General features: G+C 53.9%; 14 protein-coding genes and 1 tRNA gene. 5 read left to right on the plus strand and 10 right to left on the minus strand.

All coding sequences use genetic code 11. The annotated features are described in order from the left end of the window. Window positions 1–65 precede the first annotated feature (65 nt). The gene (locus tag SD69_RS14455; protein WP_041523771.1) at window positions 66–1,670 is read left to right on the plus strand and encodes an RNA polymerase sigma factor; all 1,605 of its coding nucleotides are present in this window, start codon (window positions 66–68) and stop codon (window positions 1,668–1,670) included. 96 nt (window positions 1,671–1,766) lie between these two features. Here SD69_RS14455 and SD69_RS14460 read toward each other — a convergent pair whose 3' ends face one another. The 10 genes from SD69_RS14460 to thrS form a co-directional block, all read right to left on the minus strand. Next, window positions 1,767–2,510 (minus strand): SapC family protein, encoded by a 744-nt coding sequence (locus SD69_RS14460; protein WP_041523772.1) that lies wholly within the window; start codon window positions 2,508–2,510, stop codon window positions 1,767–1,769. Between the two features lie 224 nt (window positions 2,511–2,734). Beyond that, window positions 2,735–2,811 (minus strand) — tRNA-Pro (locus SD69_RS14465). A 141-nt stretch (window positions 2,812–2,952) separates the two neighbouring features. Continuing rightward, window positions 2,953–3,312 (minus strand): MerR family transcriptional regulator, encoded by a 360-nt coding sequence (locus tag SD69_RS14470; protein WP_041523773.1) that lies wholly within the window; start codon window positions 3,310–3,312, stop codon window positions 2,953–2,955. Beyond that, window positions 3,293–3,601, minus strand: coding sequence for an integration host factor subunit alpha (ihfA, locus tag SD69_RS14475; protein ID WP_041523774.1), 309 nt, complete (start codon window positions 3,599–3,601; stop codon window positions 3,293–3,295). The genes SD69_RS14470 and ihfA overlap by 20 nt, the downstream gene beginning before the upstream one ends. A gap of 10 nt (window positions 3,602–3,611) precedes the next feature. Then, window positions 3,612–5,990 (minus strand): phenylalanine--tRNA ligase subunit beta, encoded by a 2,379-nt coding sequence (gene pheT, locus SD69_RS14480; RefSeq protein WP_041523775.1) that lies wholly within the window; start codon window positions 5,988–5,990, stop codon window positions 3,612–3,614. A gap of 71 nt (window positions 5,991–6,061) precedes the next feature. Further along, window positions 6,062–7,099 carry a phenylalanine--tRNA ligase subunit alpha gene (gene pheS / locus SD69_RS14485; protein ID WP_041523776.1) on the minus strand — a complete coding sequence of 346 codons (1,038 nt, stop codon included), beginning with the start codon at window positions 7,097–7,099 and terminating at the stop codon, window positions 6,062–6,064. Window positions 7,100–7,248: 149 nt separating this feature from the next. After that, window positions 7,249–7,608 (minus strand): 50S ribosomal protein L20, encoded by a 360-nt coding sequence (rplT, locus tag SD69_RS14490; RefSeq protein ID WP_041523777.1) that lies wholly within the window; start codon window positions 7,606–7,608, stop codon window positions 7,249–7,251. Window positions 7,609–7,640: 32 nt separating this feature from the next. Beyond that, the gene (gene rpmI / locus SD69_RS14495; protein WP_041523778.1) at window positions 7,641–7,838 is read right to left on the minus strand and encodes a 50S ribosomal protein L35; all 198 of its coding nucleotides are present in this window, start codon (window positions 7,836–7,838) and stop codon (window positions 7,641–7,643) included. Between the two features lie 65 nt (window positions 7,839–7,903). After that, complete coding sequence (gene infC, locus SD69_RS14500; RefSeq protein WP_041523779.1) at window positions 7,904–8,440, minus strand: translation initiation factor IF-3; 537 nt, start codon at window positions 8,438–8,440, stop codon at window positions 7,904–7,906. 20 nt (window positions 8,441–8,460) lie between these two features. After that, window positions 8,461–10,401 (minus strand): threonine--tRNA ligase, encoded by a 1,941-nt coding sequence (thrS, locus tag SD69_RS14505; protein WP_041523780.1) that lies wholly within the window; start codon window positions 10,399–10,401, stop codon window positions 8,461–8,463. Window positions 10,402–10,832: 431 nt separating this feature from the next. Between thrS and SD69_RS14510 the strand changes: the two genes are divergently transcribed. From SD69_RS14510 to xthA, 4 genes are all read left to right on the plus strand, one after another. Further along, window positions 10,833–11,471, plus strand: a complete 639-nt coding sequence (locus SD69_RS14510; protein WP_232301210.1) for an RNA polymerase sigma factor — start codon at window positions 10,833–10,835, stop codon at window positions 11,469–11,471. Next, window positions 11,465–11,707 carry a hypothetical protein gene (locus SD69_RS14515; protein ID WP_041523781.1) on the plus strand — a complete coding sequence of 81 codons (243 nt, stop codon included), beginning with the start codon at window positions 11,465–11,467 and terminating at the stop codon, window positions 11,705–11,707. Before SD69_RS14510 ends, SD69_RS14515 begins: the two co-directional genes overlap by 7 nt. Window positions 11,708–11,910: 203 nt before the next feature. Continuing rightward, the gene (locus SD69_RS14520) at window positions 11,911–14,055 is read left to right on the plus strand and encodes a carboxy terminal-processing peptidase (protein ID WP_052481402.1); all 2,145 of its coding nucleotides are present in this window, start codon (window positions 11,911–11,913) and stop codon (window positions 14,053–14,055) included. 76 nt (window positions 14,056–14,131) lie between these two features. Further along, window positions 14,132–14,944, plus strand: a complete 813-nt coding sequence (gene xthA, locus SD69_RS14525) for an exodeoxyribonuclease III (RefSeq protein ID WP_041523782.1) — start codon at window positions 14,132–14,134, stop codon at window positions 14,942–14,944. Window positions 14,945–14,948 lie beyond the last annotated feature (4 nt).

Consider the following 14,948-nt stretch of genomic DNA (forward strand, 5'->3'; position numbering starts at 1 on the left):
ATAAAAGCCGTCACCTTTTACCGACAAGCGGGCACTTATACCTTTTAAGCCGGAAAAACAAAGCTATGGGCCTTTTTAAAAAGCGTATCAACTACAAAAATTCAGCCGATACCAGCCTAGTGCTGGCATCCATCGGGGGCGACCGCGACGCCTTTGGCGAAATCGTCGGCCGCTACCAAAGCCTGCTGTGCTCGCTTGCGTACTCATCGGTGGGTGACTTAAAACACAGTGAAGATATTGCGCAGGAGACCTTTGTCGAGGCTTGGCGCAAGCTAGATACTCTGAGTGACCCGGCCAAACTTAAAGCGTGGCTATGCGGTATTTTGCGCTTTAAAATCAGCCGCTACCGGCGCAAAGAAACCCGCCACGCGCCCCAGCCCACAGACGAGCTGCACGAGCAGGTGGCTGAACACAGCCGGGTGGATGACGCGGTGATACAAGAGCAAGAGCAAGCCTTACTCTGGCAAGCGTTGCAGCAACTGCCCGAGACCTACCGCGAGCCACTAATTTTGTTTTACCGCGAACAGCAGTCGGTCGAACATGTGGCGGCGGAGCTGGAGTTATCGGAAGACGCGGTAAAGCAACGGTTATCGCGCGGGCGCAAAGCGTTGCAGAAAGCCATGGTCAACTTTGTGCAAGACACTCTTGCCAAAAGCAAGCCAGGCGCCTCCTTTACCATGGCGGTGTTACTGGCCATTAGCACTATATCGGCGCCTAAAGCCAAAGCGGCTTTGTTTAGCGCTGGCGTCGCGCACACCGGCAGCGCCATCAAGTGGAGCAGCTTGCTGACAATAATGGCGTCTTTTTCGGGGGTGATCGGCTCGTTTTTTAGTGTGCGGGCAAGCCTCGCGCAATCGCGCACCGAGCGCGAGCGGCGCGCTACCCTCAAAATAGTAGCATTGTACTTTTTGGTGGCGGCGGTTTTTGTCGCCGGTATGTTTTTGCTTAAGTATGTTGCCCTCGCAAATACCAACTACCAAGGGCTTTACGCCCTAGGCTCGCAGCTTATGGTAGTTGCGTTTATTGCCGTCTATCTAGGGTTGTTAGCGCACATGCTTATCAGCCAGCCGCGGCTGCGAGCACAAGAACGCCAACGACAGCCGGAGGCTTTTCTCGCCGAGTATGATCAGGTGAATTCCAAGCGGCGCGATTACAAGAGCCGGCTTTCGCTTTTTGGCGCGCCTCTTATTCACGTCAAGCTGGGCCTGCCCGAGATGCACGAGAAACCCGCCTTTGGCTGGATTGCCGGTGGCAATAGAGCTTACGGGTTAGTGTTCGCCTGGGGCGGTTGGGCAGTGGCACCCATTAGCGTCGGAATTGTATCGGTAGGCGTAGTAACCGTTGGGGCATTGGGGCTTGGTATTTTAGCCGCCGGCACCGTTGCCGCTGGGGTTGTTGGCTTTGGCGCCTCGGCGATTGCCTATAAGGCTTACGGATCGCTCTCAGCGCTGGGCTGGGAGAGCGCATGGAGTGGCGGTTTTGCTATCGCCAAAGACGCGGCCATGGCCCCTATATCGTTTGCCACGCTGACCAATAGTGAGCACGCTGCCAGCATCGTTGACCTTGCCGCACTAAGCCAAAATCACCTCTGGGTATTGGGGGCGATGAGCGTACTGGTGATTGCCCCCGCTATTTGGCACTCCCATATGGTGCGCAAGCGTATGGGGTAATCCCGCAGAGGGCCACCGTGCCGGGCGAGCGGCGCGCAACAACCAGGCATAAAAAAACCGACGCAAGCGTCGGTTTTTTACAGCCAGTTAACAAACTTAGTTAGCTAACTTGGCGTTTTTCAGCTCAACCAAGCGATTTAAATTGCTCAGTGACTGCAAGTGCGCGTAGATCAGCTCGAGGCCGTCTTTTTTGAACAAATCCAGAACCTGCTCGTCGCCCAGCTCTTTCAGTTTTTCACGCTTAACGGTGTAAAAACCTTTGATGCTCATGTTGTTTTCGGCTTTGCCGTTAAACTCGATGTTTGCTTGCATAGGCTCCAGCAGGTCCAGCTCTTTGAGCTTTTTGCAGAAGGCTTTGGTCATTTCGGCGCGATACTGGTAATCCTGCAAAAACTTGATCACGTCTTTCAAGTGCTCAGTTTGCTCGCCGTTGTCGTCAAACAAACGCTCGCCGCGGCTGCCGTCAGCGTGCAATGCTTTACTTTTTTCGTCGATGCACAGGGTCAGGTTTTCTGACTCGTTACCGCCGGCAAAGACAAACGGATAGCGACGTACAAAGGCAGGAACGTAACGAGCATTGATGCTGCCGTCGTCGCTCAGCATTAAGTTCTCGCCCTGCTTAACGCCCATAACGGCCAGAGGAGTGTGCTCACCCTCGGCATTAGGTGCCGAGAAGATCACAGCGTACTCAGCGGCGGCAAACGGAATCTCGGTAGCCAACAGGGGCGATGAGGTCATCTCGTCGATAAAATCGTATGAGTCGATTTTAACCGACATGTTGCGGTGTTTTTCGCTGCTTAGAGCCTGAATGTCGTTGTAAATCATTAACTGCTTGGTCACGTGAATACTCCGTTGTTATTGTCGCGCCCTATCAGGTTCGCAAAGTAAAAAAATAGGCGCACATAGTAGCATTTTGGCAACTCACTGCCACCCTATCTAACGGCCATTACTGGTTTCTGGGGGCACACCCACAGAAATACAAGGTCAATAGTTGCCAAGATATGAAAAACCCTAGGGGGTAACGGAGAATAACGGGAAGAAGGCCAAGAAACAGAAAGGAAAAATGGTCGGAACGGCGGGATTCGAACCCACGACCACTACACCCCCAGTGTAGTGCGCTACCAGGCTGCGCTACGTTCCGACAGTCGAAACAGGCCAGAAGGCTTGCGTCGAGAGCTGGGCATAATACCGGAATTATTTAAGAATGCAACAGAGAAAAACGGCGAGTGAGCAGGCCAACAACCGGGCGTTGGCTTGCCCGGCTATTAAGTAATCAATTGATTTACTTGGTTTTTAACACGTCCAGCAATTGCTCGAGCTCAGAGATCATTTGATTGACCAACTGGTTAAAGTGGCTGGCATCTTGCTGGGCGGTTTCGCCGCTCATTTGTTGGCGAGCACCGCCGATGGTAAAGCCCTGATCGTACAGCAGTGCACGAATTTGGCGAATGGTGAGAACATCGGTGCGCTGATAGTAGCGGCGGTTACCGCGGCGCTTAACGGGCTTAAGCTGAGGGAATTCCTGCTCCCAGTAGCGCAACACGTGCGGCTTTACGGCGCACAGCTCACTGACTTCACCGATGGTGAAGTAACGCTTACCGGGTATAACCGGCAGCTCGTCGTTATGGCTTGGTTCCAGCATAGGTCTCTACTCGTGCCTTCAGCTTCTGTCCTGGTCTGAAGGTGACTACCCGGCGAGCGCTGATGGGGATCTCCTCGCCGGTTTTGGGGTTTCGCCCTGGGCGCTGACTTTTATCGCGCAAATCAAAATTGCCAAACCCTGACAACTTCACCTGCTCGTTGGTTTCCAATGAGCCGCGAATTTCTTCAAAAAACAGTTCGACCAGCTCTTTGGCCTCACGCTTATTGAGGCCAAGCTCTTCGTATAGTTTCTCTGCCAAATCCGCTTTTGTCAGCGCGCCGTTGGGCATAGGTTGTCGCCTATCTCAGGGTTGCACCATGTTGGTTTTGCAGATGTTCGACCACCTGCCCGACAAATCCATTGATTTCATCATCGGTAAGAGTGCGCGAAGGATGCTGAAAGGTCAAGCCCAAAGCGACACTTTTTCTATGTGGATCAATGCCTTTGCCCATATAGAGGTCAAACACCTTTAAGTCTGCCAGGTACTCTCCGGCGGTTTTACGCACGCCACTTAACAAGCTCTCGGCGGGCAATTCGCGATCTACCAGTAGTGCTAAATCGCGACGGTTAGCGGGGAACCGTGACAGAGGGGTAAAACTTGGCACCCGCGCTTCGAGCAGTGATTTAAGCGCCACCTCAAAGACAAACACGCCAGCGGGGATATCCAGCTGTTGCTGCAATGCGGGGTGAATCGCCCCGACAAAACCAATCACCTCACCATCGGCGAGCACTTCGGCACACTGCCCTGGGTGCAACGCCGGATGCGACCCGGCCCGAAAACTAAAGTTAACGCCGTTGCCCGTTTGCGCCAACAGTGATTCTAGGTCGCCCTTGATATCAAAAAAGTCGACGGTGCGGTCTTGCTCGTTCCAGTTTTCGGCCGCCAGCGGCCCATACACCAAGCCCGCCAGAGTGGGCTGCTGGTCGACACCGTCGACACCGGGAATAAACCGTTGGCCACTTTCAAACAAGCGCAAACGGCTTTGCTGGCGGTTAAGGTTGTGACGCAAGGTCGCCACCAGCCCAGGCAACAAGGTGGTGCGCATCACAGCCATATCGGCACTGATGGGGTTCTTAAGGGCAATGGGGCTCAGCTCCGGGTCAAACCTGGCGTTATCGGCCGGGTCGACAAAGCTGTAGGTCACCACCTCTTGGTAATCGCGGCTAATTAAGTGCCGGCGCAGCTGCGCCAGCGGCAAACGCGACTCGGTGTGGGCCTTAATGGCCATGGGTGAGTCGGGCACGCGAGTTGGCAGACGGTTGTAGCCGTAAATACGTGCCAGCTCTTCAAGCAAATCGGCCTCGATGTCGATATCAAAGCGCCAGCTTGGTACGGTTATTTTCCAGTCGTTGTCGCGACTCTCGGCGATCTCAAGCCCTAAGCGGGTCAGGATATCTTCGACGGTCGCCGCGTCCATATCGATGTGTAACCCACTGGCGATACGCTCTTGACGCAATACAACTTGAGGGGCCTGAGGCAACTCGACCGAAACCTCCTCGACAATGGGTCCGGCTTCACCGCCGACGATTTCCAGCAATAACGCGGTGGCCCGTTCAATAGCCTCGCGCTGCAGCTGATAGTCGACACCGCGCTCAAAGCGGTGTGAAGAATCGGTATGCAAACCATAGTTGCGCGCGCGACCGGCAATGGCCAAAGGATTAAAGAACGCACTTTCTAACAAGATGTTTTGCGTGGCCGGGGTAACCGCGCTCGCTAAGCCGCCCATAATGCCGGCCATGGCCAACGGGGCGTCATCATCAGCAATAACCAGGGTGCCCGATTGCAAAGTTACCTCTTGCTCATCGAGCAGGGTGAGCTTTTCGCCTTCGCGTGCATCGCGCACGGTAATACCGCCCTGAATTTTAGCTAAATCAAAGGCGTGCATGGGCTGGCCCAACTCAAGCAGCACGTAGTTGGTAACATCCACTACGGCATCAATCGAGCGCACACCCGAGCGACGCAGTTTTTCTTGCAGCCACAGGGGGCTCGGCGCGCTGACATTAATATTGCGGATAACCCGGCCCAGGTAGCGGCTACAGGCGTGCGATGCCTGCAAGGTAACCGGTACGGAGTCCTCTATTGTGGCAGCCACCGGCTGCACCGCAACCGGGTTTACCGCTTGGCGGTTAATCACCCCCAACTCGCGGGCAAGGCCGCGCACACTTAAGCAGTCACCACGGTTGGGCGTAATGTCTACCTCAATCAGAGTGTCGTTGAGGTTTAAGTACTCACGCAAGTCTTGCCCTACCGGGGCATCTACCGCCAGTTCCCACAGGCCAGAGTCATCGTCACCGGCCTCTAATTCCGTTTGGCCGCACAGCATGCCAAAGGATTCGACCCCACGCAGCTTGGCTTTTTTGATTTTAAAGTCACCCGGCAGTTGCGCACCCACGGTGGCGAACGGCGCTTTTAGGCCAACCCGCGCATTGGGTGCACCACACACGACCTGAGTTTCGCCGCCCTCGGGGTGACCGGCCACCTGACACACGCGTAGCTTGTCGGCATCCGGATGCTGCTCTACAGCCACAATCTCACCCACTACCACACCGGTAAAAGCTCCGGCAACAGGCTCGGTAGCATCGACCTCAATGCCGGCCATTGTCAGCTGCTCAACTAAAGTGGCAACACTCACCTCGGGGTTAATCCACTCGCGCAACCAGGATTCACTTACTTTCATAGTTCAATCTCTTTCGGCCTGCGGGGCCTATCTGTTTTGTTTTGGGCGGTTATTCGGCGACGTTCGGCCTATTAGAATTGCTGCAAAAACTTTATGTCGTTTTCAAAAAACAGGCGCAAGTCATTAACGCCATAACGCAACATCGCCATTCGCTCAACACCGATACCAAACGCAAAGCCGGAATAGGTTTCCGGATCAATACCAGAGGCTTTAAATACATTGGGGTGCACCATGCCGCACCCCATAATCTCGATCCAGCCGGTGTGCTTGCACACCCGGCAGCCTTTACCGCCACACTGAGTGCAGCCAATGTCTACCTCGGCAGACGGCTCCGTAAACGGGAAGTAAGACGGGCGAAAACGCACCGGCGCATCCACCTCGAAAAAGGATTTTAAAAACTGATCGACTGTGCCTTTTAAGTCGGCAAAGCTGATGTTTTTGTCCACCACCAACCCCTCGACCTGATGAAACATCGGCGTGTGAGTCAGATCTGAGTCGCAGCGATACACCCGGCCCGGGCAGATAATACGAATAGGCGGCTCGTCGGTTTCCATCACGCGCACCTGAACAGGCGAGGTGTGGGTACGCAGCACGTAGCTACCACCGCTGGTGGCAAACGGCTTTTCATCCACGTAGAAGGTATCGTGCATGGCGCGCGCGGGGTGATGCGCGGGAATGTTCAGCGCCTCAAAGTTGTGGTGATCATCTTCGATCTCGGGGCCTTCGGCCACCTCATAGCCCACCTGGGCAAAGATCTCGGCAATGCGATCAAGGGTGCGGGTCACTGGGTGCAAACCGCCTAAGCCTCCAGAGCGGCCAGGCAGCGTTACGTCGATGGTCTCGTCGGAGAGCTTGGCCTCGATGGCTTCGCGCTCAAACCGAGCCTTTACCTCGTTAATGCGATCTTGCACTTGCTGCTTAGCTTCATTAATTAGAGCGCCGGCCTTGGGGCGCTCTTCGGCTGAGAGCTTGCCTAGCATTTTGGCCTGAGCACTAATGCTGCCTTTTTTGCCAAGATACTCGACGCGGACTTTGTCCAGCGCCGCCAGATCTTCAGCGTTATCGACTAATTTGAGCGCTTGTTCGGTTAGCGCAGCGAGATTTTCCATCGCAAATTCCAGTGTTTAGCGTGGGTTAAGCCGCTGTGATTGAGCACAGCGAATAGCACATAGCGCAGATAAAAAAGGGGAGGCCCATAACAGCCCTCCCCTTTATCGCATAGCGGCGCAGGCTAAAAGCCCGAGCGTGCAAGCGGTAATTAAGCAGCCAGAGCTGTTTTAGCCTGAGCTACTACAGCAGCAAAAGCTGCCTTATCGTAAACCGCCAGATCCGCCAATACACGACGGTCCAGAGCGATGTTGGCTTTCTTCAAACCAGCAATAAGCTGGCTGTAAGTCATGCCTTCAGCGCGAGACTGAGCATTGATACGAGTGATCCACAAAGCGCGGAAGTTACGCTTGTTAACGCGACGGTCGCGGTAAGCGTACTGGCCGGCTTTGATAACGGCTTGCTTGGCAACACGGAAAACTCGTGAACGAGCACCGTAATAACCTTTTGCTGCTTTTAAAACTTTCTTGTGACGGCGACGCGCCTCTACACCACGTTTTACACGGGCCATAATAAACTCCTAATTATCCGAAATTAAACCAATTACTTGGCGCGAAGCATACGATCAACAGCTGGGGCATCTACAGCATTAAGGATGCTGGTGCCACGCAGTTGACGCTTGCGCTTAGTGGTCATTTTGGTAAGGATGTGGCTCTTGTTCGCGTGTTTGTGCTTGTAACCGGCCGCAGTCTTTTTAAAGCGCTTGGCGGCGCCACTGTGTACTTTAGCTTTTGTTGCCATGAGATAAACTCCGCATTTGCAATAACATTAATATTAAGTAACTAAGGCAGCTAAAAGCCCAGCTACTATCTCTTTCTCGGGGCCATGACCATAATCAGTTGGCGACCTTCCATTTTAGGCCGTTGCTCCACTGTTGCCAGTTCCTCCAGATCGGTCTCGATGCGTTGCATCATTTCCATCCCGAGCTCCTGGTGAGCCATTTCGCGGCCGCGGTACCGAAGCGATACCTTGGCTTTGTCCCCGTTTTCAAGGAAACGTATAAGGTTGCGTAGTTTGACCTTATAATCCCCTTCTTCCGTCCCTGGACGAAACTTCATTTCTTTAACCTGCTGCTGCTTTTGCTTCTTCTTAGCAGCCGCTTTGGTCTTTTTAATCTCAAACAGGTGCTTGCCGTAGTCCATAACTTTACAGACTATCGGCGTACTATCAGCCGCTATCTCGACCAGATCCAGCGAGGCATCCTGGGCGATTTTTAAGGCCTCATCCAAGGGGACAATTCCCACTTGCTCTCCGTCGGCACCAATTAGACGAACTTCGCTCGCTTCAATTTGGTCGTTAATACGGGCTTTCTTGGACTTACCTTTAGCGTTATCTCGTTTGATAGTGTCTTTCTCCTATTTGATTAATCTTGCGAGTCAGAAGCCGCCACGCGACTACGATTAGCGATATCGGCACTCAGATGCTCACTGAACGCTTCCAGACTCATTGCGCCCAAGTCTTGACCGTCACGGGTACGGACCGCCACTTGGTTGGATTCGACCTCTTTGTCACCGATGACCAAGAGATACGGAACCCGCTGAATTGTGTGCTCGCGGATTTTAAAGCCGATTTTCTCGTTTCTCAAGTCCGAAACAGCCCTAAACCCATTATTTGCTAGGGTTTTTTCGACTTTTTGCACATATTCGGCCTGATTGTCCGTAATATTAGCCACCACCACCTGAACCGGCGCCAGCCAAGTGGGGAAAGCCCCCTCGTAGTTTTCGATCAAAATACCGATAAAACGCTCGAACGAACCGAGGATCGCCCGGTGCAACATGACCGGCACCTGACGCGAGCCATCTTCGGCCACGTACTGGGCATCGAGCCGGCCTGGCATCGAGAAATCCACCTGAATGGTGCCGCACTGCCACACCCGATCGAGGCAATCTTTTAACGAGAACTCGATTTTGGGGCCGTAAAAGGCGCCCTCACCCGGCAGTAACTTGTACTCCAGACCTTTGGCATCCAGCGCATCGGCCAATGCTTGCTCGGCGCGATCCCAGTCTGCGTCAGACCCTACCCGCTGCTCGGGGCGAGTCGAGAGGCGAATAATCACTTCGTTGAAGCCAAAGTCGGCGTATACCTGATACAACAGATCGGTGAAAGCCGCCACTTCGTCCTGAATCGCCGCCTCGGTACAAAAGATATGCGCGTCGTCCTGGGTAAAGCCACGCACCCGCATAATACCGTGCAACGAGCCAGAGGCCTCGTTGCGGTGGCACGAACCAAACTCCGCCAAGCGCAACGGCAGGTCGCGATAGCTGCGCAACCCCTGGTTAAACACCTGCACATGGCAGGGGCAGTTCATGGGTTTAACGGCAAATTCGCGATCTTCCGACTTCAGCATAAACATGTCGTCGCCAAACTTGTCGGCGTGACCGGATTTTTTCCACAGGCTTAAATCCACCACCTGGGGGGTTTTGATCTCCTGATAGCCGTTATCGCGCTGTACTTTGCGCATGTACTGCTCGATAGCGGTGTACACCGACCAACCTTTGGGGTGCCAAAACACCATACCCGGGGCTTCTTCCTGCATATGAAACAGGTCAAACTTTTTAGCCAGTTTGCGGTGATCGCGCTTTTCGGCCTCTTCCAGACGATGCAAATACGCTTTTAACTCTTTTTTGTCGTTCCAGGCGGTGCCGTAAATGCGCTGTAACTGAGTGTTGCTGGCATCGCCACGCCAGTAGGCGCCCGATACCCGCATCAATTTAAAGTGACGCATTACCCGGGTATTGGGCACGTGTGGGCCACGGCACATATCTACATATTCTTCGTGATGATACAGGCCCACAGCCTCTTCACCGGCCTCGATCAGACCATCAACCAGCTCGACCTTGTAGCTTTCGTTGCGGCTGTTAAACACCTCGCGGGCGTCCGCAATCGGGGTCATCTTCTTAACGACGTCGTAATCTTTTTTAATCAGCTCTTTAATACGCTGCTCAATGGCGTTTAGATCTTCTGGCGTCAGGGTGCGCTCGTACTCGATATCGTAGTAAAAGCCGTTGTCGATAACCGGACCAATAGCCATTTTTGCCTCGGGGTACAACTGCTTAATCGCGTGCCCTACCAAGTGCGCAAAAGAGTGGCGAATAACCTCCAGGCCCTCGTCGTCACGGCCGGTAATCAAGCTGATAGAGGCGTCGTGATCAATCAGCTCGCAGGCATCAACCAGCTCGCCATCAATACGGCCGCACACGGTGGCCTTGGCCAAACCGGGGCCAATATCCTCAGCTACCTGCAACAGGGTAACGGGCTGGGCAAACTCGCGAGTAGAACCATCGGGAAGAGTAATAACTGGCATGTTACATCCTTAATCTCAGTGGTGACCCCTACCAAAGGCCACTTGTTGCTGTGTTTGGGCGTGCAGCCCCTATAAATTCGGGCGGGCAGTATATAAAACCCACAGGCAATAAGCCACCGCCGCTGTAACATTTGGCCCCGCCCCGCGTCTTTATTAACACCTTGTGTACCACTCGCGGTAAAACCAGCGAAAGGAGTTTTTAATGTCCCCCTTAACGTTTTCGGGCCGTAACGGGCGCATGTTCTTAATGGCTCTTACCGCAACAATCCCCAGGGCCCTAAACCCGATTACCCGCTATTAAGTGCTGCACCATGCTATATTACCCGCTTATTAATAGTGGCAACGCGTGGCGCTGCAACTGGGCGCGCCCCCGAAGGTCGCTCTGCATCCAGTGGGCCGGCGTTCAGACAACTCAGGAAAATCTACCTCTTTTGAGTACGATCAGTACCCTTAACGTGACGCCGTCCACCCCGGACGAGCAGCTGGTAAGCGCCGCGCAACAAGGCGCAGAGGCCGCTTTAGTCGAGCTAATTAACCGCTACCAGACGCTGCTGCTAACTGTGGCGCGCGCCATTGTCGGCCAGGCCCATGCCGAAGACACAGTTCAGGAGGCCTGGCTGTCGATTTACCGCTCGCTGGATCGCTTTGAGGGGCGCTCCAGCTTTAAGACCTGGGCCGTGCGCATTGTCAGTAACGAAGCCAAAACCCGCCTAAGGCGAGAGTCGCGCACAGTAGCGCTGGATGAGGCCGAGTTAGAGCGCCCCCGCCTGGACGAAAACAACTTTAAAAACAACGGCCACTGGGCCGCCCCACCGTCGCGCTGGCACAGCGAGACACCTGACGCCCTACTCGAAGAGACTCAGCTAAAGCGTTGCATCGAGAAAACCCTGAGCTTGCTGCCCGAGCGCCAAAAAGCCGCGTTTATGCTGCGCGATTTAGAGCAACAGCCACTGGAGGAGATCGCTGACACCCTGACAATCAGCAACGCCAACGTTCGGGTATTGCTACACCGGGCCCGCCTGACTTTATTGCAAGTGGTAGAGCACTATCAGGAGACAGGCCAATGTTAAGCTGCCGCGATGTTGCACAACAGGCGAGCGACCACCTCGATATCACTGACGAGCCAGGCCTAAAGCCCAGCATGCAGATGCGCTTGCACTTGCTGCTGTGCCGCCACTGTCGCCGCTTTATACGCCACCTGCGCGCCAGTCGGACACTTGCGGTGCAAGTACAACAAAAACACCAACGCTGCGAGCAAGGCGAGCGTATTTTGCGGCAGGTTAAACGCGACAAACCCGAAAGTTAGTGTCGTTATCCCCCCTAAGAGCGGCGCCGTGACTGGGCTGATAGAACAAATGATGCTATGTTGCTGTCTCTAGGTGTACCAAAGCCGCTGCCCAGGCGCCGATGTTTCACGCCGGGCCCGAGCGCCCAAAGTGGGCGCCGCATAAAAAGCAGCGGTGATTGACTATTTAAAACTAAGAATACCGAGAGCGTTATATGCTGGAAATGTTGTGTAAATCCCACCGCGTTAAAGCGGGTGTACTGTGTGTAGGCCTTGGCGTTAGCCTGCTGGGCGCCGCCGTTTTTGCGACTGCTGCAGAGCTTGAGCCGCTGCAGATAACCGAGCAGCAGCGTAAAACCACTGCTGAGATCGTCAGCTCGCTGCACAAACACCACTACCGGGATCAAAATATTGACGACGCTCTGTCGCAGAAGTTTTTAACCAACTACCTCGACACCCTCGACCCCAGTCGCAGCTATTTTTTACAAGCGGACATCGACGAGTTTAATAAGCACCGGGACAAGTTTGACGAAGACTTTGAAAAAGGCGAGCTAAAAACCAGCTTTGTCATTTTTAATCGCTACCGCGCACGCCTCATGGCGCGCCTTGAGAGCGTTGTGGCGCAACTCGAAGACGACGAACGCCGTTACGATTTTAGCCAGGATGACGCCCTGAATGTCGACCGCGAAAACGCCCCCTGGCCCGCTACCGCTGCCGAGGCCGATGAGCTATGGCGCAAGCGCACTAAAGCCGACCTACTCAACTTAGTGCTCGCCGATAAAACCGTAGAGGAAGCCCGCGAGGTGCTCATAAAGCGCTACAACAACCAGCTGCGCCGTATAGGCCAGCAAACCGGTGAAGACGCTTTTAGTGCTGTTATTAACGCATTCACCATGCTCTATGACCCGCACACAAATTACCTTTCGCCGCGGATGCTGGAGAACTTCAACATCAATATGTCGCTCTCACTGGAGGGCATTGGTGCCATGCTGCAAAGTGAAGATGAGTACACCAAAGTGGTGCGCCTGATTCCCGCAGGCCCTGCCGATAAGCAAGGACAACTAAAACCGGCCGACCGTATCGTGGCCGTCGGTCAGGATAAAGAAGGCGAGCTGATAGACGTTGTCGGCTGGCGCCTGGATGAAGTGGTCGATTTGATTCGCGGCAAAAAAGACAGCGTTGTGCGCCTGGAAGTACTGCCGGCTAAAGCGGCCGCTGGCGCCGCCACCCACGTGATTAACATTAAGCGCGACAAAGTAAAACTGGAAGAACAGGCCGCGCAAAAAGCGGTGTTTGAGCTGTCAGATAAAGACAACAACAGCTATAAACTAGGTGTTATCGACATTCCAACTTTTTACATGGACTTTGAGGCCTATCGCAAGCGCGACCCCAACTACAAAAGTACCACCCGGGATGTGTTTAACCTGTTGGGCGAACTGGCACGAGAAAATGTCGACGGTATTATCGTCGATTTGCGCAACAATGGTGGTGGCTCGCTGCACGAGGCCACGGCCCTCACCGACCTCTTTATCGATCAGGGGCCAGTGGTACAAATTCGCCAAACCAATCAACTGATTTCACGCAACTATCGCTCTCACTCGAAGGCGGTGTTTCGCGGGCCAATTGTCGTTTTAATCAATCGCCTGAGCGCCTCGGCCTCGGAGATTTTTGCCGGAGCCATTCAAGATTACGGCCGCGGCATTATCGTCGGCAGCCAGAGCTTCGGCAAAGGCTCTGTGCAATCACTGCAGCCACTGCAATCGGGCCAGCTTAAAATTACCGAGTCTAAATTTTATCGGGTATCAGGCGGCAGCACACAACACAAAGGTGTGGTGCCCGACATTTCTCTGCCCGATATGATTGACCCTGAAGAAGTAGGCGAGAGCAGCTACGACTACGCCCTGCCCTGGGATCAAATCCACGAGGTAAAACACGATCACTACTTCGATATTGCCGCACTTTTGCCCGCCATTCAGGCCGAGCATGATGAGCGCATCAAGGTCGATCCGGATTTTATCTTCCTCAGCAAGCAGCAAAAGCTGATTGATGAAAACAGCGACCGCGCTCACATCTCACTAAACGAGAAAACCCGTCGTCAGGAAAAAACTGACTACGAGCAGCAACTGCTGAGCATCGAGAACGAGCGCCGCAAAACCCGCGGCCTTACGCCTTACAAAACCTACGCTGAAATAAGCGAAGACGACAAGAAGGATGCCGAAGACCCCGAAGCAGAAATGGCCGAGGCGGAAGCGGAGCCGGAGAAAATCGACCCAGCTAAAGACCCACTGCTTACCGAGGCTGGTTACATTTTGCTCGACTTTATTCGTGGCGCCAACCAAAAAGACGAGCAAAAAGTGGCTAACTTTTAACGCTTTGTGCACCCTTAACCTGTGGCGGCCTAGGCCGCCACAGTGCGTTTAACCCGACTGATATTAACGACCCGCTATGAAAGCTATCTCTTTTAACATCAACAGCATCCGCTCACGCCCCCACCAGCTGCAAGCGATTATCGACACCTACAACCCAGACTTTATTGGCCTGCAAGAAACCAAAGTAGCCGATGAGCAGTTTCCGCAAGAAATGGTCGAGGCGATGGGATATCACGTGGCTTTTCACGGCCAAAAATCCCATTACGGGGTGGCGTTAATGTCTCGCCACCCGTTTATCGAGACCATTAAAGGGTTTCCGGGCGACACGGAAGAGTCGCAGCGACGTTTTATCGGTGGACGATTTGAGGTGCCCGGCATGGGCGAGATGCTGGTGTACAACGGTTATTTTCCGCAAGGGGAAAGCCGCGACCACCCGCTTAAGTTTCCGGCCAAACAAAAATACTACGCCGACCTAACGAACTTTTTGCAAGAGCAGCACACCCCCAACGACCCGATTATTGTGATGGGCGATATTAATATCTCCCATCAGGATATCGATATTGGTATTGGCGAAGATAACCGCAAGCGCTGGCTGCGCACGGGCAAGTGCAGCTTTTTACCCGAAGAGCGTGAATGGCTGGAAACTTTGATAGGGTGGGGACTCAGCGACACCTATCGCGCCCTCCACCCAACGGTTGATGACGTGTATAGCTGGTTTGATTATCGCTCGCGCGGCTTTGAGCGCGAACCTAAGCGCGGCTTACGCATCGACCAAATTCTGGCCACTAAGCCACTGCTAGAGCGCTGTACCGGCGCCGGTATCGACTACGAGTTGCGGGCCATGGAGAAGCCTTCAGATCACTGTCCTATTTGGGCCGAGTTTAACTAACAAA

Source organism: Gilvimarinus agarilyticus, assembly GCF_000832015.1.
Lineage (GTDB): Bacteria > Pseudomonadota > Gammaproteobacteria > Pseudomonadales > Cellvibrionaceae > Gilvimarinus > Gilvimarinus agarilyticus.